The sequence below is a fragment of the Gammaproteobacteria bacterium genome, assembly GCA_015709695.1.
GTDB lineage: Bacteria > Pseudomonadota > Gammaproteobacteria > Steroidobacterales.
This window is the reverse complement of record CP054183.1, coordinates 16,624-32,966: the sequence shown is the minus strand read 5'-3', so window position 1 is coordinate 32,966 and position 16,343 is coordinate 16,624. Positions and strand designations below refer to the sequence as shown.

Here is a 16,343-nt window from a genome sequence, read left to right as displayed (position 1 = left end):
CCGCCACGAGAGCGGCTCAACCGCCCTCAACCATCCTCCTGCCGGTTCCGGAGGTAGGCCAGCACGTAGGCGTCGAGTTCGGCACGATCACGCACCCAGGACCATGGCTCGCCGGGCCTGGCCACGACGTCCTTCTGCAGATCGAGGCCGTAGGGCAGCAGGCCATCGATACGCGAGCGGTACTGACGGTCCGCCAGCTCGCCATGGAACAGGTGCAGGAGGGTCCCGTCACCGCACGCGACCCTGGGCCAGCCATGCCACGGGATCGCCGCGGCCCACTCGCGGTAGCCCGCCCCGCCATAGAAGTCCCAACCCACCGACTGGTGGTTGCCGATGAGCGCCTCGGCCTGCCCGGCGATGCCGTAGGCGAAGAACAGGTCGCCGCCGCCGAGAACGCAGCGGTCGTACCAGCCGATGCGGGCCATGAGTTCGCGGCGTGCGGCCCAGGCATGGCCGTAGGCCGGGCGGGCCATGATCTGGTAGCGACCGGATCCCGGCGCGGGTTCGAAGCGCCGCCCGAGGTCGAGCTCCGCCGTGCGCTCGCCGAGCGCAGAGTGGACGTCGAGGAACGAAGGGCGCCTGTCGAGCGTGGACGGCGACAACTGCTCCTCCGGCCGGCCACCAGCCGTGACCCGGCAGGTCGCAGCCTGGTCGAGGTACGCGACCTGCCGGAACGGCTGCACGATATCGCTGGTCTCGAGCTGGCTGCGGGTACGCTCCTGCCAGCCGGGATCGGCAAACACCACGTCGCAATCCAGCCAGGCCACGTGGCGTACATGGGCCGGCAACGCCGCCAGCGCAATGCCGAGCAGGCGCTCCTTCTGCCACATGTGATCGCCTCCCGGGATCTGCACCAGGACATCCGCGTCCGTGGCGCCGAGCGAGAAACGGCCGGCGGGATCCCACTCCACGGTCAGCAGCGGCGCAGCCAGCTCGCGGCGGAATGCCCGGTAGTTATCGAGGCGCGATGACCAGCGCACCGGGTTGTAGTACGCGGTGATTGCCCAGAAGTCGGAGTCGCGGGCCCTCATGCGCCATCCCGCGACGTCGCTGCGCGCAGTTCGAGCCATTCGAGGCGCGAGCAGGCGTCGCTGCCGTCACCGGCGGCGAGATCGGCAACACCGAAGGCCCTCACGCGGTCGAGGCTGACGGCAGCCACGGGTTCTCCGATGATGACGGCGCCGATATCGAGGTGGTGCCAGGCGACGCTGTGCAGATCGAGCGCGAATTCCCGCCAGCCGTCCGTCGCGCCGTGGGCCTGCCTCGACACCAGCCAGCCCTGCGTCTCGTGCTCCAGCACAAGGCGCAGGCGGTGGCTGCCGGACTGCCGGGCGCGCCAGCACACGGCTGCCCCACCGCCAAGGTCGGGCAGATCCGTGGCAGGCCGGAAGCTCACCGCCCAGGCGCCGCGGCAGGTGCCGGACCACAGGTACCAGGGATCATCGGCCAGCTCGTCGTGGTGGCTCTTCTTGAGGTCCATGCCACCCGGGCCGTGGAGCGCGAGCGCCAGGCCAGCCGTGGCAAGCTGCTCCTGCGTGAGCGGCCGTGCCGCAGGGGTCTTCGCCCAGCTGACGCGATACAGGCAGTCGCTGCCCACCAGCCCGGATGGTTGCGGCTCATCGCCGGCGCTGCGCCCGTTGGCGGTCATGCAGCGCAGCCGGCCCTGTCAGGGCCGCTCCTGCCGACCCTCGATCAGCGGCTCGTCGTCACTGCCTCCGCAGCGGCGCATCAGCGTCAGGCCGGTGCCGAATGGCAGGTCGAGGAGCTGCAGCGAGGGGTCGCGCTTCAGCTCGTCGATGTAGCGCGACACGCTGACTTCGTATGTCGCCTGCTCGCCGTACAGGGTGGACCGCCGGCTCAGCATGCTGTCATGGAACATGACGATGGCCCGCGGAGCCAGGCGCGCCGCGAAGGCCTCGTAGTCGAAGCGTGCCTGCTCGGCCGTGTGGTAACCGTCGATGAACAGCAGTCCCACCCCATGGAGCGCGGCGTAGGCGGGTGTCCGCACGAAGGCCTGCGTGGTCGCGAGATGGTGCTCGATGTTCGCCAGCCCGAAGCCCTGGAACCACTCTGCGCTGCGGGTGCCGTCGCGCCAGAAATCGTCCACCAGCGAGGGATCGATGAAGATGACCCGGCCCGGGCGCCGGTTCTCCTGGCAGGCCCGCGCGATGACCAGCGGCACGAAGCCCCGCCACGAGCCGATGACCACCGCCCGCGCCGGCTGCAGCAGCCGCGCCAGGCCGTAGTAGATCCAGCCGAGCCCGAGGTTGAGGTCTTCCTCGTGCTGGTTGTGACCCATGCGCAGCAGCTCGGGGTGCGCGTAGAGCCGGGCGATCCAGCCGCCGAGATCTTCCTGTTGCTGCGGGCCAATACCCATCGTCGATGAGTATGCCGGAACCGCGGAAGCCGCTATTTGGCCGCTTCAGCCTTCGGCTTCGCCGGCTGGTCCATCAGCATGACGAGCGCCATCGGCGCGGAGTCGCCGGCGCGATAGCCCATCTTGAGGATGCGCAGGTAGCCACCCGGCCGGTTCTTGAACCGGGGGCCCAGCTCATTGAAGAGCTTGGTGACGCCGTCGCGATCACGCAGCCGGTCGAAGGCCAGCCGGCGGCGGGACACGGCATCTTCCTTGGCCAGCGTGATCAGCGGCTCGACCACCCGGCGCAGCTCCTTCGCCTTCGGCACGGTGGTGCGCACCGTCTCGTGGCGGATCAGCGATGCCGCCATGTTGCGGTACATCGCCGTGCGGTGGCTGCTCTTGCGGCCGAGGATGCGGCCAGCCTTCTTGTGTCGCATGCTTGCTCTTTCCTGCCTGCGAAGTGCGCTGCTCAGGCAGCCTTTTCGTCGTGGACCAGGCCCGCGGGCGGCCAGCCCTCGACGCGCATGCCCAGCGAAAGGCCGTGGCTCTCCAGCACTTCCTTGATTTCCGTGAGTGACTTCTTGCCGAGGTTCGGCGTGCGCAGCAGCTCGACTTCGGTGCGCTGCACGAGGTCGCCGATGTAGTTGATGTTCTCGGCCTTGAGGCAGTTGGCCGAGCGCACCGTCAGCTCCAGCTCGTCCACCGGGCGCAGGAGGATCGGGTCGATCTGGGTCTCGGTCGCGGCGGTGCTCGCCTCGTCCTTGCCCCGCAGTTCGACGAAGACCTCCAGCTGGTCGGTGAGGATGTTGCCGGCGCGGCGCACGGCCTCTTCGGCATCGATGGTGCCGTTGGTCTCGACATCCAGGATCAGCTTGTCCAGGTCGGTGCGCTGCTCGACCCGCGCTGCCTCGACGTTGTAGCTGACACGACGGATCGGACTGAAGGAGGCGTCGAGCTGCAGGCGGCCGATGGGACCGGAGGCCTGCCCTTCGAAATTGAGCCGCTGGGTCGCGGGACGATAGCCGCGGCCGCGCTCGATGGTGAGCATCATCCGCAGCTCGCCGGCACTGGTCAGGTTGGCGATGACCAGCTCGGGATTGACGATCTCGACATCGTGGTCCACCGCGATGTCGCCGGCACGGACCGGGCCCGGTCCCTTCTTGGCGAGGGTCAGCTCGGCACGGTCGCGGCTGTGCATGCGGATCGCCAGCAGCTTGAGGTTGAGCAGGATCTCGACCACGTCTTCCTGCACGCCCTCGATGGCCGTGTACTCGTGGAGCACGCCGTCGATTTCCACCTCGGTGACCGCCGCCCCAGGCATGCTGGAGAGCAGGATACGGCGCAGCGCGTTGCCCAGGGTATGCCCGAAGCCGCGCTCGAACGGCTCGATGACGATGCGCGCACGGGTGGCGCTCTCGGGCTTGACCCCGACGCTGCGCGGCTTCAGGAACTCACTGATCTTGTCCGGCATGAACAGATGCCTCCCGCTTACTTGGAATAGAGCTCGACGACGAGGTTCTCGTTGATGTCGGGCAGGATGTCTTCTCGGGCAGGCACCTGCTTGAGGATGCCGACCATCTTCTTCTCATCGACGCTGACCCATTCCGGGAAGCCGACCTGGCTGGCGATGGACAGGGCGCTCTGGATGCGGGTCTGCTTCTTGGCCTTCTCCCTGATCTCCACGGTGTCGCCGGCAGCGACCTGGTAGGAGGGGATGTTGACCACCTTGTTGTTGACCAGCACCGCACAGTGGCTGACCAGCTGGCGTGCCTCGGCGCGCGTCGCGGCAAATCCCATGCGATACACGCAGTTGTCGAGGCGGCCCTCGAGGATCTTCAACAGGTTCTGGCCCGTGGATCCCTTCATCTGCGTGGCCTTCCGGTAGTAGGTGCGGAACTGCCGCTCGAGGATGCCGTACATGCGCCGCAGCTTCTGCTTCTCGCGCAGCTGCAGGCCGTAATCCGACAGCCTGCCCTTGCGGGCACCCTGGGCGGCGCCCGGGGGCGATTCGAGCTTGCACTTCTGCTCGAGCGGCTTGATGCCGCTCTTCAGGAAGAGGTCGGTGCCCTCCCGGCGGGAAAGCTTGCAGGTGGGTCCAAGATATCTGGCCATGCGTAACTACCTTCTAGACGCGCCGCTTCTTGGGCGGGCGGCAGCCGTTGTGCGGGATCGGGGTGACGTCCTCGATGTTCGTGATCTTGAAGCCGACGGAGTTGAGCGAACGCACGGCCGACTCGCGGCCGGGGCCGGGACCCTGCACCCTGACTTCCAGCGACTTCACACCGTGCTCCAGTGCCGCAACGCCCGCCTTCTCCGCCGCCACCTGGGCCGCGAAGGGCGTGCTCTTGCGCGAGCCGCGGAAGCCGCAGCCCCCAGCGGATGCCCAGGACAGTACATTACCCTGGCGATCGCTGATGGTGACGATCGTGTTGTTGAAGGAGGCATGCACGTGGGCGATGCCGTCCACGACGTGCTTCCTGGTCTTCTTGCGCGCCTTCTGCGGCGTGACTGGCTGCTGGTTGCTCATGTTGTGTCGCGACTCCGCCTGCAGGCTTTACTTCTTGATGGCGCGCCGCGGCCCCTTGCGGGTGCGGGCATTGGTACGGGTGCGCTGGCCACGCAAGGGCAGGCCCTTGCGATGGCGCAGCCCGCGGTAGGTGCCGAGATCCATGAGGCGCTTGATGCTCATGGACACCTGCCGGCGCAGGTCACCCTCCACCGGGAATCGGCCGATTTCCACGCGCAGACGCTCGACCTCCGGCTCGGTGAGGTCCTTGACCTTGGCTTCCGGGGGGATGCCCGTGGCCTCGCAAAGCCTGGCGGCGCGGCTGCGGCCGATGCCGTAGATGCTGGTCAGGGCGATGACCACGTGCTTGTTCGCCGGAATATTGATGCCCGCTATACGCGCCATCGATGGGTTCTCCGTTGTCTCCGATAACTGCCGGGATCAGCCCTGGCGCTGCTTGTGCCGCGGATCCGAGCAGATGACCCGGACCCTGCCGTTGCGCCGGATCACCTTGCAGTTCCTGCAGATCCGCTTGATTGACGGCCGAACTTTCATGTCGAACTCCTGCTTCTCTCCATGGTGACAGGCCGCCTCAGCGGACCTGCCCGGCGCGGCCGTAACCGCGCAGATTGGCCTTCTCCAGAAGGCCCTTGTACTGGTGCGACATCATGTGGGCCTGCAATTGCGCCATGAAATCCATGGTTGCCACGACGATGATGAGCAGCGAGGTACCACCGAAATAGAACGGTACCTTCCAGTAGGTGATCATGAACTGGGGCAGCAGGCAGACGGCGGCGATGTACAGCGCACCCCAGAAGGTGAGGCGCGTCAGCACCTTGTCGATGTACTCGGCGGTCTGCTGGCCGGGCCGGATGCCTGGCAGGAAGGCACCGGAGCGCTTGAGGTTGTCGGCGGTCTCGCGCGAATCGAACACCAGCGCCGTGTAGAAGAAGCAGAAGAACAGGATCAGGATGCCGTACAGCAGGTCGTACATCAGCTGTCCGGGCGACAGCTCCGCGGCGATGATCTGCAGCCAGCCCATGTTCTGGCTGGTACCGAACCAGCTGGCGATCGTGGCCGGGAAGAGGATGATGCTGGAGGCGAAAATCGGCGGAATGACGCCGGACATGTTGATCTTGAACGGCAGATGGGTCGCCTGCGCGGCGTACATGCGGCGGCCCTGCTGCCGCTTGGCGTAGTGCACCGGAATGCGGCGCTGGCCGCGCTCCATGAAGACGACCGCCGCGGTGACCGCCAGCACCAGCGCGATCAGCACCAGCACCAGCAGGACGGACAGCTCGCCGGTGTTGACGAGTTCCAGGGTGCTGCCGATGGCGGACGGCACGCCGGCGACGATGCTCGCCAGGATGATCATGGTGATGCCATTGCCCACGCCGCGCTCCGTGATCTGCTCACCGAGCCACATGAGGAACATGGTGCCGGTCACCAGGGTGACGGTCGCCGTGAAGATGAAGTTGAAGCCGGGGCTGATGGCCAGGCCCTGGTTCTGCAGCGCCACGGCAGCACCCACCGACTGCACGAGCGCCAGCACCACGGTGCCGTAGCGCGTCCACTGCATGATCTTGCGCCGCCCCGCCTCGCCTTCCTTCTTGACCAGGTTCAGCGACGGCACCACCGCGCTCGCCATCTGCAGGATGATGGACGCGGAGATGTAAGGCATCACGCCGAGCGCAAACATGCTCATCCGCTCCAGCGCACCGCCGGAGAACATGTTGAACATCGAGAGGATGGTGCCGGCCTGCTGCTGGAAGAACCGGGCCATCGCCTGCGGATCGATCCCGGGCACGGGGATGAAGGTGCCGATTCGATAGACGACCAGCGCTCCGGCCAGAAACAGCAGGCGCTGCCGCAGCTCGGCAAAGCGCGTCGCTTCCGATAGCGCTGCAGCCGGATTGACCAGACCGCCTTTTGCCACGACTTTGCCTCGCCTTGCCCTTGGTGCAGCCCTTGGACCGGGCCGCCCTCAATTCATTCCTGGATGGAGCCGCCGGCGGCCTCGATCGCCTTGCGGGCACCGGCCGTCAGGCCGAGGCCGCGCACGCGCACGGGCTTCGCCAGGGTCCCTGAAAGCACGACCTTTGCACGCAGCGCTTGCTGGTGCACGATTCCGGCACGCTTCAGCGCATCGAGGTCGATCACATCATCGGCCGGAATCGCCAGCTCGTGCAGGCGCACCTCGGCGGTCTCGGCCGCCTTGGCCGAGATGAAGCCGATCTTCGGCAGCCTGCGCTGCAGCGGCATCTGGCCGCCCTCGAAGCCGACCTTGTGGTAGCCGCCCGCCCGCGCACGCTGGCCCTTGTGACCGCGGCCGCAGGTCTTGCCCTGGCCGGCGGAACTGCCGCGGCCCAGGCGCTTGGGCGCCTTGCGGCTGCCCGGCTTCATGTCATTCAGACGCATCAGGCCTCCTCGACCCGCAGGAGATACGACACCCTGCCGATCATGCCCCGGTTCTCCGGCGTATCAGCCACCACCACGGACTGGCGGATCGTGCGCAGCCCCAGGCCGGTGACGCAGGCCCGGTGCGCGGCGATGCGGCCGAACGGGCTCTTCACCAGCGTGACCTTGAGCTTCTTGGCGGCAGCCATGGTTTCAACCCCGGATTTCGCTGAGGGACTTGCCGCGCTTGGCGGCGATCATCTCGGGCGAGCGCGAGTCCTGCAGCGCATTGATGGTAGCCCGCACCACATTGATCGGGTTGCGCGAGCCGTAGATCTTTGCCAGGACGTTGCGCACGCCGGCACATTCCAGTACCGCGCGCATGGCACCACCGGCGATGATGCCGGTACCCTCGAAGGCAGGCTGCATGTAGACGCGGGTCGCTCCATGGGAGCCCGTGAGCGCGCTATGCAGCGTGTCCTTGTGCAGATCCACGCGCCGCATGTTCTTGCGGGCCGCCTGCATGGCCTTCTGGATGGCGTTGGGTACTTCGCGCGCCTTGCCATAGCCGAATGCGACCTGGCCCTTGCCATCGCCGACCACCGTCAGCGCGGTGAAACCGAACTGGCGGCCGCCCTTGACGACCTTGGCGACCCGATTCACCGCCACCAGCTTCTCCATGAAGTCATCGGGAGAAGTGGACGGCCCCTGATCAAATCTTGCCATGCTGCATCACCCTGTTAGAACTCGAGGCCCGCCTCGCGGGCTGCATCGGCCAGCGCCTTGACGCGGCCATGGAAGCGGAAACCCGACCTGTCGAAGGCCACGCGGGTCACACCGGCCGCCTTGGCCTTCTCGGCAATGGCCTTGCCGACCGCAGCCGCGGCCGCGATGTTGCCAGTACCCTTCAGCCCGGCCCTGACCTGCTCCTGCACCGTGGAGGCCGCTGCCACCACCGTGCCGCCATCCGGCCCGATCACCTGGGCATAGATGTGGCGCGGCGTCCGGTGCACGGAAAGGCGTGCCACCGCCAGGCTGCGGATCTGGGCGCGCACCTTGCGGGCGCGGCGCATTCTGGCTTCAGTCTTTCTCATGACATATTCCGTTCAGTACCGATGGGCGTGCGCTACTTCTTCTTCGCTTCCTTGAGCACGACCTTCTCTCCAGCGAAGCGTACGCCCTTGCCCTTGTAAGGCTCAGGGGCGCGGTAACGGCGGATCTCGGCCGCCACCTGGCCAACCTTCTGCCGATCAATCCCCTTGATGACGATTTCCGTCTGGCTCGGCGTTTCCACCGTGATGCCCTCGGGCACCGGATAGGCCACCGGATGCGAGAAGCCCAGCGTCAGGTTCAGCTTCCTGCCCTGTGCCTGGGCGCGATAGCCGACGCCGACCAGCTCCAGCTTGCGCTCGAAGCCCTTGGTGACGCCGGTGACCATGTTGGCGAGCAGCGCCCGAGTGGTACCGGAGACCACGCGAGCGGTGGGTGCCGTCGAGACGGTTCCCACCCGCGCCTTGCCGTCGGCGACGTTGACCTGCACCTGCGGATTCAGCGCCATGGTCAGCTCGCCCTTGGGTCCCTTGACCTTGACTGAACTGGCGGCGGCGGTGACCTCCACTCCCTTGGGCAGTTCGACCGGGTTCTTTCCGACTCTAGACATGGCGTTGATCCGTTTGACGGCTCTGGTTTGCGACCAGGTGGCTTATGAAACGATGCAGATGACTTCGCCGCCGAAGCCCCTGGCGCGGGCGACGCGATCGCTCATGACGCCCGCAGGAGTCGAAACGATCGCCACGCCGAGACCGCCCATCACGCTGGGCAGCTTGTCCTTGCGGCGGTAGTTGCGCAGCCCCGGCCGGCTGATCCGGCGCAGGTGCTCGATCACCGGCTTGCCATCGAAATACTTGAGCTCCACGGTCAGCTCGCGCTTGTTGCCCGGCTTGTCGGTCACCTGGAAGCCAGCGATGTAGCCTTCATCGCGCAGCACGGCGGCGATGGCCTCCTTGCGATGCGACGATGGCATGGTGACGCTCGGCAACCCGGCGGTCTGGCCGTTGCGGATGCGAGTCAGCATGTCGGCAATGGGATCGGTCATGCTCATGGCTTGCTCCTGTCCCCTTACCAGCTGGCCTTGGTGAGGCCGGGAATGTTGCCGGCCATGGCCTGCTCCCGCAGCTTGTTGCGGGCGAGGCCAAACTTGCGGAAGTAACCCTTGGGCCGGCCGGTCACAGCGCAGCGATTGCGCAGGCGGATCGGGTTGGCATCACGCGGCAGCGCCTGCAGCCGGGCCAATGCGTCCTGGCGCTCCTCGTCGCTGCTCGCCGGGCTCTGGATGATGGCCTTGAGCTCGGTGCGCTTCTTCGCGTAGCGCTTCACCGTGCGGAGCCGATGCTCCTCACGCAGAACCATGGATTTCTTTGCCATTTGTAGCCGCTCGCCTTGCCGTACTAGGGGGTCACTTGCGGAAGGGAAAATTGAATGCCTCGAGCAGCGCCCGCGCATGGGCGTCGCTCATGGCCGTGGTCGTGATGGTCACATCCAGCCCGCGTACCGCATCCACCTGGCTGAAGTCGATCTCCGGGAAGATGATCTGCTCCTGGATGCCGAGGCTGTAGTTTCCCTGGCCGTCGAACGAACGCGGGTTCAGCCCGCGGAAATCGCGGATGCGGGGAATCGCCACGTTGATCAGGCGATCCAGGAACTCGTACATGCGGCGCTGGCGCAGGGTTACCTTGCAGCCGATCAGCTGCCCCTGGCGGATCTTGAAAGTGGCGACGGACTTGCGGGCCTTGGTGGCCACCGGCTTCTGGCCGGAGATCATCATCAGGTCCTGCATGGCCTTGTCGACGATCTTCTTGTCGTTGATGGCCTCGCCCACGCCCATGTTGAGGGTGATCTTGGTGATGCGCGGCACTTCCTGCGCATTCGTCAGCCCGAGCTGCTGCTGGAGCTTGCCGATCACTTCCTGCTGGTAATACTGCTGCAACCTGGCCATGACTTGCGCTCTGCTCCGCGGACTAGATGTCCACGACCTCGTTGTTCGACCGGAATACCCGCACGCGGCGGCCGTTCTCCAGGGCCTTCACACCGACGCGGTCGCCCTTCTTGGTGACCGGGTTGAAGAGCATGACGTTGGAGAGGTGCAACGGCGCCTCCCGCTCGACGATGCCACCGGGCACATTCTTCGCCGGATTCGGCTTCTGGTGCTTCTTCACGACGTTGACGTTCTCGACGGCAACACGGTCGCCTTCCACGCGCAGGACGGTGCCGCGGCGGCCCTTGTCCTTGCCGGAAATCACGATGACCTCGTCGCCCTTCCTGATGTTCTTCATGTCCGTCCTGCCTGCCCCGCCCCTACAGCACTTCCGGCGCGAGGGAGATGATCTTCATGAAATTCTCTGTGCGCAGCTCGCGGGTCACGGGCCCGAAGATGCGTGTGCCGACGGGCTCCAGCTTGCTGGTCAACAGCACCGCCGCGTTGTCGTCGAAGCGGATCAGCGAGCCATCCGGCCGCCGCACGCCCTTGGTCGTCCGCACCACGACAGCGCTGTAGACCTCACCCTTCTTGACGCGCCCCTTGGGGATGGCGTCCTTGATGCTGACCTTGATGATGTCACCGACGCCCGCATAACGGCGCTTGGACCCGCCCAGCACCTTGATGCACATCAGGCGCCGTGCGCCGCTGTTGTCGGCGGCGTTGAGCATTGTCCGCATCTGAATCATGGTCGTTTCCCGGCAATCCGTTTGGTTCTACTGGCCCAGACCGTGCCCGTCACTCGGACTCGGCGCGCTGCAGGATCTCCGCCACCCGCCACGACTTGTGCCGCGAGATGGGTCGACACTCGACGATGGACACCAGGTCCCCCTCGCGGCAGGCGCCGGCCTCGTCATGCGCCAGCAGCCTGGTCGTGCGGCGGACGTACTTGCCGAACACGGGATGGCGCACCATGCGCTCGATCGCCACGGCGACCGTCTTCTGCATCTTGTTGCTGACGACACGGCCGGTCATGGCCCGGCCACCTGCGGCTTCCTTCTGCTCGCTCATGCTTTCGTCCCTGCTGCCTGGCCGGCCAGCTCACGTTCACGCAACACCGTCTTCACGCGGGCGATATCGCGCCGCACCCGCGCCACCTGGTCGGCCTTGGCCTGCTGGCCAGTGGCCTGCTGCACCCTCAGGTTGAACTGCTCGCGACGCAGAGCGAGCAGCTGCTCGACGAGTTCTGCGCTGCCCTTCTCGCGGATTTCCCTGGCGCTCATCAGATCACCTGCCGGGTCACGACAACCGTCGCCAGGGGCAGCTTGGCCGCAGCCAGCTTGAATGCCTCCCGGGCGATCTCCTCGGTGACACCGTCCATCTCGTAAAGGATCTTCCCGGGCTGCACCCGGGCAGCCCAGTACTCCACGTTGCCCTTGCCCTTGCCCTGCCGGACTTCGAGCGGCTTCTGGGTGATCGGCTTGTCGGGGAACACCCGGATCCAGACCTTGCCACCACGCTTGATGAAGCGCGTCATGGCGCGCCGCGCGGCCTCGATCTGGCGGGCCGTCAGCAGGCCACGCTCCGTGACCTTCAGGCCAAAGTCGCCGAAGGCGACGCTGCTGCCACGGTGGGCAAGACCGCGGTTGCGTCCCTTGAACTGCTTGCGGAACTTGGTGCGCTTGGGCTGCATCATGGCGTGCTGATCCGCTAGTTGGCCGCAGCCTGCTCGGCGGCAGGCTCGGCGGCGGCGACGGTCTCGGCCTTGTCGAAGACCTCACCGCGGAAAATCCAGACCTTGACACCGATGACCCCGTAGGTGGTACGGGCCTCGGCAAGGCCGTAGTCGATGTCAGCACGGAAGGTATGCAGGGGAACACGCCCCTCCCGGTACCACTCCGAGCGGGCGATCTCCGAGCCATTCAGGCGGCCCGACACGCGGATCTTCACGCCCAGGGCGCCCAGGCGCATGGTATTGGTGACCGCGCGCTTCATGGCACGGCGGAACATGACCCGGCGCTCGAGCTGCTGCGCAATGCCCTCGGCGACGAGGAAGGCGTCGAGCTCGGGCTTGCGGATCTCGGCGATGTTGAGGCGCACGTCTGTGGTGGGCATGCGCAGCATGCGCGCCACGCCTACTCGCAGGCTCTCGATATCCTCGCCCTTCTTGCCGATCACCACGCCCGGCCGTGCGGTATGGATGGTGATGTGGGCCTTGCGGGCCGGGCGCTCGATCTGGATCAGGCTCACCGAGGCCTCGGTCAGGCGCTGGCGCAGATACTTGCGGATGCGGAAGTCGGCATCCAGGTACGCCGGGAAGATCCGCGAATCGGCATACCACTTCGATGCCCAGTCACGGGTGATGCCCAGGCGGATTCCGATCGGGTTGACTTTGTGACCCATTACAAGAATTCCTTACTTGTCGGCGACCTGGACGGTGATGTGGCTGTTGCGCTTGGTGATGCGATTGCCACGGCCCTTGGCGCGTGCGTGAAACCGCTTCAGCGTGGGAGCCTCGTCTACCATGATGCAGGCAACCTTCAATTCGTCGATGTCTGCGCCGTGGTTGTGCTCGGCATTGGCGACAGCGGCCTCCAACACCTTCTTCACCATGCGGGCGCCCTTCTTCGGCATGAATTCCAGCGTCTGCAGCGCCTTGCCAACCGGGGCGCCGCGGACGGCGTCGGCCACCAGCCGGCACTTCTGCGGCGAGATGCGTGCATTGCGCAATGTTGAGGTTACCTGCATGACGACTAGCCTCCGGCAGCCTCGGCGGGCTTGGCCTTGCGGTCGCCGGAGTGGCCCTTGAAGGTCCGCGTCGCGGCGAATTCGCCCAGCTTGTGGCCGACCATGTTCTCGGTCACCAGCACGGGCACGTGGTCGCGCCCGTTGTGCACGGCGAGCGTGAGACCGATCATTTCCGGCAGGATCATCGAACGCCGCGACCAGGTCTTGATCGGGCGACGGCTGTTGGTCTGCACCGCCTGCCGGACCTTGGCAGCGAGGTGAGCGTCCACGAAGGGACCCTTTTTTACGGAACGTGGCACCTGTCAGGCCTCCAAGCGGCGCTGCTGAACGTTTACTTCTTGCGACGATCCCGGACGATCATCCGGTTCGTGCGCTTGTTGTTGCGGGTCTTGTAGCCCTTGGTGGGCTGGCCCCACGGAGACACCGGGTGACGGCCGCCCGAGGTCTTGCCCTCGCCGCCGCCGAGCGGATGGTCCACCGGGTTCATGGCCACGCCACGAACGGTCGGGCGGACACCGCGCCAGCGGCTGGCACCGGCCTTGCCGAGGCTCTCCAGGTTGTGCTCGCCATGGCCAACCTCGCCGATGGTGGCGCGGCACTCCACATGCACCTTGCGCATCTCGCCGGAGCGCATGCGGATGGTGGCGTAGGCGCCCTCGCGGGCGACGATCTGCACGCCACAGCCGGCAGCCCGGGCAAGCTGGGCGCCCTTGCCCGGCTTCAGCTCCAGGCAGTGGATCAGCGTGCCAACCGGGATGTTGCGCAACGGCAGGCTGTTGCCGGTCTTGATGGCGGCATCCCGTCCCGACATGACCACATCGCCAGCAGCCAGACCTTTCGGAGCCACGATGTAGCGACGCTCGCCGTCGGCATACAGCAGCAGCGCCAGGTGGGCGGAGCGGTTCGGATCGTACTCCAGGCGCTCGACGCGTCCCTGGACGCCATCCTTGTCGCGCAGGAAATCGATCATGCGATAGCGTCGCTTGTGACCACCGCCACGGTGGCGCGTGGTGATGCGGCCATGGTTGTTGCGGCCGGTTCCGGTATCCAGCTTCGCGACGAGCCCCGCGAAAGGCTTGCCCTTGTGGAGCTCCGGAGTGGTCACGCGGACTGCGAAGCGGCGTCCGGGCGAGGTGGGCTTGAATTGCTGCAGAGGCATGGCGTTTCCCTACTCGGCCGTCACTCGTTGCCCATGAAACTGATGTCGCTGCCTTCGGCAAGGCTGACGTAAGCCTTCTTCCAGTCCTGGCGGCGCCCCGGGGTGCGGCCAAACCGCTTCACCTTCCCCATGACGTTGACCACCTGGACGCCCTCGACCTTGACCTCGAAGAGCATTTCCACGGCGCGGCGAATCTCCGCCTTCGTGGCATCGCGCCGCACGCGGAAGACGACCTGCTTGTCACGATCCCCGGCAACGGTGGCCTTCTCGGACAGGTGCGGGCCAATGACCACGGACATCAGCCGTTCCTTGGCATGGGCGGCACTCATGAAAGGCGCTCCTCGATGCTGCGCACGGCCGCGGCAGTGGCCAGCACCTTGTCGAAACGGACCAGGCTCAGGGGATCCACCTCGCTGGCAGCGAGGACATCCACACCGGGGATGTTGCGGGCCGCCAGGCACAGCTTCTCGTCGTGCTTGTCCACGAGGATGAGCACCTGCACCAGGCCGAGGCCCTTCAGTCGGGCTGCCAGCTCGCGCGTCTTCGGCTGGTCGAGGCTGAGGCCGTCGATCACCATCAGGCGATCGTCGCGTACCAGCTCGGACAGCACGCTGCGCAGGGCGGCACGGTACATCTTGCGGTTGACCTTCTGCGCGAAATCACGGGGCCGGGCAGCAAAGGCACGCCCGCCACCCACCCAGATGGGCCCACGGGTGGTGCCGGCACGGGCCTGGCCCGTGCCCTTCTGGCGCCAGGGCTTGGCGCCGCCGCCACGCACTTCCGCGCGGGTCTTCTGCGCCTTGGTACCGGCCCTGGCGGCCGCGCGGTACGCCGTCAGCACCTGGTGCACCAGGGCTTCGTTGAAGGGCGCGCCGAAGTTCTGGTCGGAGACCTCGATCCCGGCGGTACCGCCTTGAATTGCAAGCTTCATCGTCTCACCTAAGCCTTGGCCTGTGCATTGGCACTGGCCGCCTTGCGGTTCTTGACGGTGGGAGTCACCACCAGGCGCCCGTCGCGGTGGCCGGGCACCGAGCCGCGGACCAGCACGAGGCCGCGGTCAGCATCGACGCGCACGACTTCCAGGCTCTGGACGGTACGATGGGCGGCACCCAGATGACCTGACATGCGCTTGCCGGGGAAGACACGGCCGGGGAACTGGCGCTGGCCAATGGAGCCCGGTGCACGGTGGGACACCGAGTTGCCGTGGCTGGCGTCCTGCGCCCTGAAGTGATGGCGCTTGATGGTGCCGGCGTAGCCCTTGCCGATCGTGGTGCCCGCGACATCCACGTACTGGCCCGGCTGGAATCGGTCCGCCTTGAGTTCAGCCCCTGGCTGGAGGTTGGCCAGCTCGGCCGCAGTGGCCCGGAATTCCCAGAGGCCCTCGCCCGGCTCGACCCCGGCCTTGGCAAAACTGCCGGCCACGGGCTTGCCCAGCCGGGTGGGGCTGCGCTGCCCGGTGGTCACCTGGACCGCCGAATAGCCGTTGCTCTCCGCCGTCAGCACCCGCGTGACCCGGTTGGGCAACACCTCGATGACGGTCACGGGCACAGCCGCGCCATCCTCGGTGAACACGCGGGTCATCCCGCACTTGCGACCTACAAGACCGATGGTCATGTCGACTATCTCTTGACTGTCTTTCGGCCCGACCCCTACGCAGGGGCGGGCGCAATGGATTCCAACGCTTCGACGGCCTGGGCCACCGAGAGGCTTTTCCCGGGCCACCCTCGGTGGGCAGCCTGACTTGTGAGGTCCTTCCCCCTCGGCTTCCTGGGCGGACCCCGGGCCTGCGGGCTAGCCCCTGTCGGCACGACGCCCGACGCAGGCCATCCTTGATGGAACTGCCCCGGGCGGCGGCGAGCCGGCAATTATAGTGCAGCTTCGGGCATCAGTTCAATTTGATCTGAACATCCACCCCGGCCGGCAGTTCCAGCTTCATCAGGGCATCCACGGTCTTGTCCGTGGGTTCGAGGATGTCCATCAGGCGCTTGTGGGTCCGCAGCTCGTACTGGTCCCGGGCGTCCTTGTCCGCATGGGGCGAGATCAGGATGGTAAAGCGCTCCATCTTGGTCGGCAGCGGCACCGGTCCGCGCACCTGGGCCCCGGTGCGCTTGGCCGTCTCGACGATCTCCCGGGCCGAGTTGTCGATCAGCCGGTGGTCGAAGGCCTTGAGGCGGATACGGATATTCTGGTTCTTGGCCAT

The 16,343-nt window shown here is 66.4% G+C and carries 31 protein-coding genes; all 31 read right to left on the bottom strand.

Translation table 11 applies throughout. The annotated features are described in order from the left end of the window. Positions 1-26: 26 nt before the first annotated feature. The 31 genes from HRU81_00225 to rpsJ all read right to left on the bottom strand — a co-directional run bounded on the left by HRU81_00225 (position 27) and on the right by rpsJ (position 16,343). Positions 27-1,031 carry a hypothetical protein gene (locus HRU81_00225; GenBank protein ID QOJ30662.1) on the bottom strand — a complete coding sequence of 335 codons (1,005 nt, stop codon included), beginning with the start codon at positions 1,029-1,031 and terminating at the stop codon, positions 27-29. Then, on the bottom strand, positions 1,028-1,648 hold the full coding sequence (locus HRU81_00220) for a hypothetical protein (protein QOJ30661.1): 621 nt from the start codon (positions 1,646-1,648) through the stop codon (positions 1,028-1,030). Before HRU81_00220 ends, HRU81_00225 begins: the two co-directional genes overlap by 4 nt. Positions 1,649-1,666: 18 nt before the next feature. Then, on the bottom strand, positions 1,667-2,377 hold the full coding sequence (locus tag HRU81_00215; GenBank protein ID QOJ30660.1) for a class I SAM-dependent methyltransferase: 711 nt from the start codon (positions 2,375-2,377) through the stop codon (positions 1,667-1,669). 32 nt (positions 2,378-2,409) lie between these two features. After that, a complete protein-coding gene (gene rplQ, locus HRU81_00210) occupies positions 2,410-2,796 on the bottom strand; it encodes a 50S ribosomal protein L17 (protein ID QOJ30659.1) in 387 nt (128 codons plus the stop codon). Positions 2,797-2,828: 32 nt separating this feature from the next. After that, positions 2,829-3,830: a DNA-directed RNA polymerase subunit alpha gene (gene rpoA, locus HRU81_00205; protein QOJ30658.1), complete on the bottom strand. Its 1,002-nt coding sequence runs from the start codon at positions 3,828-3,830 to the stop codon at positions 2,829-2,831. A gap of 17 nt (positions 3,831-3,847) precedes the next feature. Next, entirely contained in the window at positions 3,848-4,471 is a 624-nt protein-coding gene (gene rpsD / locus HRU81_00200; protein ID QOJ30657.1) for a 30S ribosomal protein S4, read from the bottom strand. A gap of 13 nt (positions 4,472-4,484) precedes the next feature. Next, positions 4,485-4,886 carry a 30S ribosomal protein S11 gene (rpsK, locus tag HRU81_00195; protein QOJ30656.1) on the bottom strand — a complete coding sequence of 134 codons (402 nt, stop codon included), beginning with the start codon at positions 4,884-4,886 and terminating at the stop codon, positions 4,485-4,487. A 27-nt stretch (positions 4,887-4,913) separates the two neighbouring features. After that, the gene (gene rpsM, locus HRU81_00190; protein QOJ30655.1) at positions 4,914-5,270 is read right to left on the bottom strand and encodes a 30S ribosomal protein S13; all 357 of its coding nucleotides are present in this window, start codon (positions 5,268-5,270) and stop codon (positions 4,914-4,916) included. Between the two features lie 36 nt (positions 5,271-5,306). Further along, positions 5,307-5,420: a 50S ribosomal protein L36 gene (rpmJ, locus tag HRU81_00185; protein ID QOJ30654.1), complete on the bottom strand. Its 114-nt coding sequence runs from the start codon at positions 5,418-5,420 to the stop codon at positions 5,307-5,309. 37 nt (positions 5,421-5,457) lie between these two features. Further along, on the bottom strand, positions 5,458-6,786 hold the full coding sequence (secY, locus tag HRU81_00180; GenBank protein QOJ33210.1) for a preprotein translocase subunit SecY: 1,329 nt from the start codon (positions 6,784-6,786) through the stop codon (positions 5,458-5,460). A 68-nt stretch (positions 6,787-6,854) separates the two neighbouring features. Beyond that, positions 6,855-7,283 carry a 50S ribosomal protein L15 gene (gene rplO / locus HRU81_00175; GenBank protein ID QOJ30653.1) on the bottom strand — a complete coding sequence of 143 codons (429 nt, stop codon included), beginning with the start codon at positions 7,281-7,283 and terminating at the stop codon, positions 6,855-6,857. After that, positions 7,283-7,471 carry a 50S ribosomal protein L30 gene (rpmD, locus tag HRU81_00170; protein ID QOJ30652.1) on the bottom strand — a complete coding sequence of 63 codons (189 nt, stop codon included), beginning with the start codon at positions 7,469-7,471 and terminating at the stop codon, positions 7,283-7,285. Before rpmD ends, rplO begins: the two co-directional genes overlap by 1 nt. Before the next feature lie 4 nt (positions 7,472-7,475). Further along, positions 7,476-7,988 (bottom strand): 30S ribosomal protein S5, encoded by a 513-nt coding sequence (gene rpsE, locus HRU81_00165; protein QOJ30651.1) that lies wholly within the window; start codon positions 7,986-7,988, stop codon positions 7,476-7,478. A gap of 14 nt (positions 7,989-8,002) precedes the next feature. Continuing rightward, positions 8,003-8,356: a 50S ribosomal protein L18 gene (gene rplR / locus HRU81_00160; protein ID QOJ30650.1), complete on the bottom strand. Its 354-nt coding sequence runs from the start codon at positions 8,354-8,356 to the stop codon at positions 8,003-8,005. Positions 8,357-8,388: 32 nt separating this feature from the next. Continuing rightward, positions 8,389-8,922 (bottom strand): 50S ribosomal protein L6, encoded by a 534-nt coding sequence (gene rplF, locus HRU81_00155; GenBank protein ID QOJ30649.1) that lies wholly within the window; start codon positions 8,920-8,922, stop codon positions 8,389-8,391. Positions 8,923-8,964: 42 nt separating this feature from the next. Further along, positions 8,965-9,363: a 30S ribosomal protein S8 gene (gene rpsH / locus HRU81_00150; protein ID QOJ30648.1), complete on the bottom strand. Its 399-nt coding sequence runs from the start codon at positions 9,361-9,363 to the stop codon at positions 8,965-8,967. Positions 9,364-9,380: 17 nt separating this feature from the next. Beyond that, complete coding sequence (rpsN, locus tag HRU81_00145) at positions 9,381-9,686, bottom strand: 30S ribosomal protein S14 (protein QOJ30647.1); 306 nt, start codon at positions 9,684-9,686, stop codon at positions 9,381-9,383. Between the two features lie 31 nt (positions 9,687-9,717). Continuing rightward, entirely contained in the window at positions 9,718-10,257 is a 540-nt protein-coding gene (rplE, locus tag HRU81_00140) for a 50S ribosomal protein L5 (protein QOJ30646.1), read from the bottom strand. 22 nt (positions 10,258-10,279) lie between these two features. Then, positions 10,280-10,594, bottom strand: a complete 315-nt coding sequence (gene rplX, locus HRU81_00135; GenBank protein QOJ30645.1) for a 50S ribosomal protein L24 — start codon at positions 10,592-10,594, stop codon at positions 10,280-10,282. A gap of 22 nt (positions 10,595-10,616) precedes the next feature. After that, entirely contained in the window at positions 10,617-10,985 is a 369-nt protein-coding gene (rplN, locus tag HRU81_00130) for a 50S ribosomal protein L14 (GenBank protein ID QOJ30644.1), read from the bottom strand. Positions 10,986-11,034: 49 nt separating this feature from the next. Continuing rightward, positions 11,035-11,307, bottom strand: coding sequence for a 30S ribosomal protein S17 (gene rpsQ, locus HRU81_00125; GenBank protein ID QOJ30643.1), 273 nt, complete (start codon positions 11,305-11,307; stop codon positions 11,035-11,037). Continuing rightward, positions 11,304-11,519: a 50S ribosomal protein L29 gene (rpmC, locus tag HRU81_00120; GenBank protein QOJ30642.1), complete on the bottom strand. Its 216-nt coding sequence runs from the start codon at positions 11,517-11,519 to the stop codon at positions 11,304-11,306. The genes rpsQ and rpmC overlap by 4 nt, the downstream gene beginning before the upstream one ends. Continuing rightward, complete coding sequence (gene rplP, locus HRU81_00115; protein QOJ30641.1) at positions 11,519-11,932, bottom strand: 50S ribosomal protein L16; 414 nt, start codon at positions 11,930-11,932, stop codon at positions 11,519-11,521. The genes rpmC and rplP overlap by 1 nt, the downstream gene beginning before the upstream one ends. Before the next feature lie 14 nt (positions 11,933-11,946). After that, on the bottom strand, positions 11,947-12,639 hold the full coding sequence (gene rpsC / locus HRU81_00110; GenBank protein QOJ30640.1) for a 30S ribosomal protein S3: 693 nt from the start codon (positions 12,637-12,639) through the stop codon (positions 11,947-11,949). Positions 12,640-12,651: 12 nt separating this feature from the next. Further along, positions 12,652-12,984 (bottom strand): 50S ribosomal protein L22, encoded by a 333-nt coding sequence (gene rplV / locus HRU81_00105; GenBank protein QOJ30639.1) that lies wholly within the window; start codon positions 12,982-12,984, stop codon positions 12,652-12,654. 5 nt (positions 12,985-12,989) lie between these two features. After that, complete coding sequence (gene rpsS / locus HRU81_00100; protein ID QOJ30638.1) at positions 12,990-13,283, bottom strand: 30S ribosomal protein S19; 294 nt, start codon at positions 13,281-13,283, stop codon at positions 12,990-12,992. A gap of 32 nt (positions 13,284-13,315) precedes the next feature. Then, positions 13,316-14,143 (bottom strand): 50S ribosomal protein L2, encoded by an 828-nt coding sequence (rplB, locus tag HRU81_00095; protein QOJ30637.1) that lies wholly within the window; start codon positions 14,141-14,143, stop codon positions 13,316-13,318. A gap of 20 nt (positions 14,144-14,163) precedes the next feature. Next, positions 14,164-14,472 carry a 50S ribosomal protein L23 gene (gene rplW, locus HRU81_00090; protein ID QOJ30636.1) on the bottom strand — a complete coding sequence of 103 codons (309 nt, stop codon included), beginning with the start codon at positions 14,470-14,472 and terminating at the stop codon, positions 14,164-14,166. After that, positions 14,469-15,074, bottom strand: coding sequence for a 50S ribosomal protein L4 (gene rplD, locus HRU81_00085; protein QOJ30635.1), 606 nt, complete (start codon positions 15,072-15,074; stop codon positions 14,469-14,471). Before rplD ends, rplW begins: the two co-directional genes overlap by 4 nt. A gap of 8 nt (positions 15,075-15,082) precedes the next feature. After that, the gene (gene rplC, locus HRU81_00080; GenBank protein ID QOJ30634.1) at positions 15,083-15,757 is read right to left on the bottom strand and encodes a 50S ribosomal protein L3; all 675 of its coding nucleotides are present in this window, start codon (positions 15,755-15,757) and stop codon (positions 15,083-15,085) included. A 271-nt stretch (positions 15,758-16,028) separates the two neighbouring features. Next, a complete protein-coding gene (gene rpsJ, locus HRU81_00075) occupies positions 16,029-16,343 on the bottom strand; it encodes a 30S ribosomal protein S10 (protein ID QOJ30633.1) in 315 nt (104 codons plus the stop codon).

Bases quoted from the DNA above. Each gene is read 5' to 3' on its own strand.
- HRU81_00225 (QOJ30662.1), bottom strand. From the start codon at position 1,031: ATGAGGGCCCGCGACTCCGACTTCTGGGCAATCACCGCGTACTACAAC.
- HRU81_00220 (QOJ30661.1), bottom strand. From the start codon at position 1,648: ATGACCGCCAACGGGCGCAGCGCCGGCGATGAGCCGCAACCATCCGGG.
- HRU81_00215 (QOJ30660.1), bottom strand. From the start codon at position 2,377: ATGGGTATTGGCCCGCAGCAACAGGAAGATCTCGGCGGCTGGATCGCC.
- rplQ (QOJ30659.1), bottom strand. From the start codon at position 2,796: ATGCGACACAAGAAGGCTGGCCGCATCCTCGGCCGCAAGAGCAGCCAC.
- rpoA (QOJ30658.1), bottom strand. From the start codon at position 3,830: ATGCCGGACAAGATCAGTGAGTTCCTGAAGCCGCGCAGCGTCGGGGTC.
- rpsD (QOJ30657.1), bottom strand. From the start codon at position 4,471: ATGGCCAGATATCTTGGACCCACCTGCAAGCTTTCCCGCCGGGAGGGC.
- rpsK (QOJ30656.1), bottom strand. From the start codon at position 4,886: ATGAGCAACCAGCAGCCAGTCACGCCGCAGAAGGCGCGCAAGAAGACC.
- rpsM (QOJ30655.1), bottom strand. From the start codon at position 5,270: ATGGCGCGTATAGCGGGCATCAATATTCCGGCGAACAAGCACGTGGTC.
- rpmJ (QOJ30654.1), bottom strand. From the start codon at position 5,420: ATGAAAGTTCGGCCGTCAATCAAGCGGATCTGCAGGAACTGCAAGGTG.
- rplO (QOJ30653.1), bottom strand. From the start codon at position 7,283: ATGCGTCTGAATGACATGAAGCCGGGCAGCCGCAAGGCGCCCAAGCGC.
- rpmD (QOJ30652.1), bottom strand. From the start codon at position 7,471: ATGGCTGCCGCCAAGAAGCTCAAGGTCACGCTGGTGAAGAGCCCGTTC.
- rpsE (QOJ30651.1), bottom strand. From the start codon at position 7,988: ATGGCAAGATTTGATCAGGGGCCGTCCACTTCTCCCGATGACTTCATG.
- rplR (QOJ30650.1), bottom strand. From the start codon at position 8,356: ATGAGAAAGACTGAAGCCAGAATGCGCCGCGCCCGCAAGGTGCGCGCC.
- rplF (QOJ30649.1), bottom strand. From the start codon at position 8,922: ATGTCTAGAGTCGGAAAGAACCCGGTCGAACTGCCCAAGGGAGTGGAG.
- rpsH (QOJ30648.1), bottom strand. From the start codon at position 9,363: ATGAGCATGACCGATCCCATTGCCGACATGCTGACTCGCATCCGCAAC.
- rpsN (QOJ30647.1), bottom strand. From the start codon at position 9,686: ATGGCAAAGAAATCCATGGTTCTGCGTGAGGAGCATCGGCTCCGCACG.
- rplE (QOJ30646.1), bottom strand. From the start codon at position 10,257: ATGGCCAGGTTGCAGCAGTATTACCAGCAGGAAGTGATCGGCAAGCTC.
- rplX (QOJ30645.1), bottom strand. From the start codon at position 10,594: ATGAAGAACATCAGGAAGGGCGACGAGGTCATCGTGATTTCCGGCAAG.
- rplN (QOJ30644.1), bottom strand. From the start codon at position 10,985: ATGATTCAGATGCGGACAATGCTCAACGCCGCCGACAACAGCGGCGCA.
- rpsQ (QOJ30643.1), bottom strand. From the start codon at position 11,307: ATGAGCGAGCAGAAGGAAGCCGCAGGTGGCCGGGCCATGACCGGCCGT.
- rpmC (QOJ30642.1), bottom strand. From the start codon at position 11,519: ATGAGCGCCAGGGAAATCCGCGAGAAGGGCAGCGCAGAACTCGTCGAG.
- rplP (QOJ30641.1), bottom strand. From the start codon at position 11,932: ATGATGCAGCCCAAGCGCACCAAGTTCCGCAAGCAGTTCAAGGGACGC.
- rpsC (QOJ30640.1), bottom strand. From the start codon at position 12,639: ATGGGTCACAAAGTCAACCCGATCGGAATCCGCCTGGGCATCACCCGT.
- rplV (QOJ30639.1), bottom strand. From the start codon at position 12,984: ATGCAGGTAACCTCAACATTGCGCAATGCACGCATCTCGCCGCAGAAG.
- rplB (QOJ30637.1), bottom strand. From the start codon at position 14,143: ATGCCTCTGCAGCAATTCAAGCCCACCTCGCCCGGACGCCGCTTCGCA.
- rplW (QOJ30636.1), bottom strand. From the start codon at position 14,472: ATGAGTGCCGCCCATGCCAAGGAACGGCTGATGTCCGTGGTCATTGGC.
- rplD (QOJ30635.1), bottom strand. From the start codon at position 15,074: ATGAAGCTTGCAATTCAAGGCGGTACCGCCGGGATCGAGGTCTCCGAC.
- rplC (QOJ30634.1), bottom strand. From the start codon at position 15,757: ATGACCATCGGTCTTGTAGGTCGCAAGTGCGGGATGACCCGCGTGTTC.
- rpsJ (QOJ30633.1), bottom strand. From the start codon at position 16,343: ATGGCCAAGAACCAGAATATCCGTATCCGCCTCAAGGCCTTCGACCAC.